3 protein-coding genes are annotated in these 2,844 nt (G+C 60.7%); all 3 read right to left on the bottom strand.

From position 1 onward, the window contains the following. Nucleotides 1-329 precede the first annotated feature (329 nt). A complete protein-coding gene (locus tag MF6396_RS27935) occupies nucleotides 330-1,124 on the bottom strand; it encodes an ABC transporter permease (protein WP_003465028.1) in 795 nt (264 codons plus the stop codon). Continuing rightward, on the bottom strand, nucleotides 1,125-2,054 hold the full coding sequence (locus MF6396_RS27930; RefSeq protein WP_003465031.1) for an ABC transporter permease: 930 nt from the start codon (nucleotides 2,052-2,054) through the stop codon (nucleotides 1,125-1,127). It abuts the gene before it with no gap. Nucleotides 2,055-2,379: 325 nt separating this feature from the next. After that, nucleotides 2,380-2,844 (bottom strand): extracellular solute-binding protein (locus MF6396_RS27925; RefSeq protein WP_153046149.1); only part of this gene is annotated, 465 nt, incomplete at its 5' end.

Genomic DNA, 2,844 nt, shown 5'->3' with positions numbered 1-2,844 from the left:
CTTGCGGGTCTGCTTGCGCTTACCGGCGTACTCGGCGTCGGCGAAGGTCATTTGCTTCATCATCGAAAAGCTCGGTGATTGGTGTCCGGGGATTTTGCCAAATCAGGAAGCCTTTTTCAGGATTTCCTTAGCTTAGCGTACGATTTTTTCCGAATTCTGCGGTTCCCCCGAGATGGGCCTGGACACGGGTGATAGATGCTGAATTAAGCCGTGTGACGGCAGGCTGTGCTGGGCTGCACGTCGGCATGGGCGTGCGTGGTCAGGACGCAAAAACACACTTGCCCGCAATGGCGGGCAAGTGTGTTTGCAGAGGGGGAGTGCGTTGTTGCTTATTGTTTGTTGCGACCGGCAATCACCACCAGGATCAGCGACGCCAGGATCAGGATCGAACTGATAGCGGCAATGGTCGGATCGATCTCGTCGCGCAGCGCCGTGAACATGCGCTTGGTCAGAGTCTGGTTGTCGCCGCCGGAGATGAACAGCGCCACCACAGTTTCATCCAGCGAGGTGATGAAGGCGAACAGTGTCGCCGAGACCACACTGGGCTTGATCTGCGGCAGGGTCACGGCCATGAAGGCGCGAAAGCGGTTCATGCCCAGGCTGCGCGCCACCATTTCCTGGGACATGTCGAAGTTACGCAGACCGGCCAGCAGCGCGATGATCACGTAGGGCAAGGCGAGCATGATGTGCGCCAGCACCAGGCCGGTCAGCGTGCTGATCAGGCCGACCCGGGCGTAAACGAAGAACACGCCGGCGGCGATCAGGATGATGGGCACCATCATCGGCAGCAGCAGGATGATCTGCAGCGTACGCACCACCTTCAGGCTGGAGTTGTTGATGGCGTAGGCGGCCGCCATACCAATCGGCAGGCTGATGGCCATGGTGAAAAATGCCGTGATCAGACTGACCCGCGCCGCCGACATCCACTCCACGCTGTTGAAGAACGCCTCGTACCAGTGGAAGGACCATTGCTTGGGAGGGAATTGCAGGAAGCGCGCCTCGGAGAACGACATGGGTACCACGATCAGCACCGGGATGATCAGGTACAGCAGGATCGCCGCGACCAGCACCGTGAACAGCACGTGGGACAGGCGAAGGTGACGCAGGTTGGCAAGCAGGTTCATTTAGCGCGCTCCCAGGATGCGTTCGATGGGGATGAAGCGATTGATGCCCCAGAAGATCAGGAACACCACAAACAGCAGCACCAGGCCGACTGCGCTGGCTGCGCCCCAGGCGTGATAGAGCTCGACGTTGCGTTGCACCAGCATCGACACCAGGATCGTGCGGCCACCGCCGAGCAGTTCCGGGGTGATGAAGAAGCCTAGGCAGATGACGAACACCAGGATGGAACCGGCCATGACCCCCGGCGCTGCCATCGGCAGGAAGACCCGGCGGAAGGTGTAGAAGGGTTTGGCGCCAAGGCTCTCGGACGCTTGCATGAGGTCCTGGGGGATTTTTTTCATCACCGAATACAGCGGCAGGACCATAAAGGGCAGCATGACGTGCAGGGTGCCGATTACCGTGCCAGTGGTGTTGTGCATCAGCGTCAGGGGTTGGTCGATGATGCCAAGGTCCATCAGCGTCTGATTGACCAGTCCGCGGCGTTGCAGGAGCACCAGCCAGGCATAGGCCCGCACCAGCACGCTGGTCCAGAACGGCAGGATCACGCAGATCAGAATCAGGTTGGCCCAGAAACCCTGCAGGCGCGAAGCGGCGTAGGCAATGGGGAAGCCCATGACGATCGACAGGATCGTCACCAGGAAACTGATCTTGAAGGTCAGGGCGAAGGTGTCCCAGTAAATGCTTTCCTGGAAAATCCGGATGTAGTTGGCCAGGGAAAACCCTTCCTCGGTCTGGACCGACTGAAAGGCCAGCCAGCACAGCGGCATGATCAACAGCACCACGACCATGACCAGCGCCGGGGTGAGCAGCAACAGCATGGAGGTGTGCTCCTTGCGTTCTTCACGGGCCAGGGCGTCTTCGCTGGTCATGGGCGGCTGGTGCTGCTGGTCGCTGGAGTCGGGCATGGATTTGGCGAGATAGGCGTTGGACATGATGACCTCTCGTCACTGCGCAGTGCTGGAGGGTATCCAGCACTGACGGGTAGCGCTGGCGGTGGCAGTCGTCCTGGCGGACAGCAGGGTGCGGTGCTCGGGTAATGTCATGTGAAGAACTCCCAATGGTGGGCAGGTACTTGAGGCGAGCGCGAGTTGTCTGCACAGGTCACTCTGCGGGACCCTCAGGCCTAATGTACCGGGATGCCAACGAATGAAGTGGACGCAATTGACCGGTGCGCAAGCGCTTTATGTCGAAATCGCGGGGGCAGACGGCATGTCCTGCGCCGAGGCCTCTGGCCTGCGGCGCAGCAACGGCCGATGGCTATTTTTTCTGGACGAAGGACAACCAGCGTTCTTCGGCCTTGACCCCGGCTTCGGAGGCCCACCATTGCGCCGAGAGCAGGGCCTGGCGCGAGATGTTGCCGGGTGCGGAAGGCAGCTTGGCCTCGCGCTCGGCCGGGATTACCCCGGTCTTGAAGGCTTCGGGGTTGAGCGGGCCGTAGTCGATGATCATCGGCAACGCCGCTTGCAGTTTGGCATCGATGGCCTCGTTGACGAATTTCATGGCGGCCACCTTGTGCGGCGAGCCTTTGAGGACGCACAACGAGTTGGTTTCCAGCACACCCTGGTTGTAGTCGAATGCCACGGGTGCGCCGGCGGCCTGTACGGCGGTGATACGGCCGTTCCAGGCCTGGATCATGTCCACTTCGCCGTCGCTGATCAGCTGCGCCGACTGCCCGCCGGACGTCCACCAGGTGGCGATGTCGGGCTTGATCTGCTCAAGCTT

The organism is Pseudomonas sp. MF6396 (assembly GCF_002018915.1).
Taxonomy (GTDB): Bacteria; Pseudomonadota; Gammaproteobacteria; order Pseudomonadales; family Pseudomonadaceae; genus Aquipseudomonas; species Aquipseudomonas palmensis.
Note: the sequence above shows the minus strand (reverse complement) of the source record. Positions and strands in the feature narration are given on the sequence as shown.

Bases quoted from the DNA above. Each gene is read 5' to 3' on its own strand.
- MF6396_RS27935 (WP_003465028.1), bottom strand. From the start codon at position 1,124: ATGAACCTGCTTGCCAACCTGCGTCACCTTCGCCTGTCCCACGTGCTG.
- MF6396_RS27930 (WP_003465031.1), bottom strand. From the start codon at position 2,054: ATGTCCAACGCCTATCTCGCCAAATCCATGCCCGACTCCAGCGACCAG.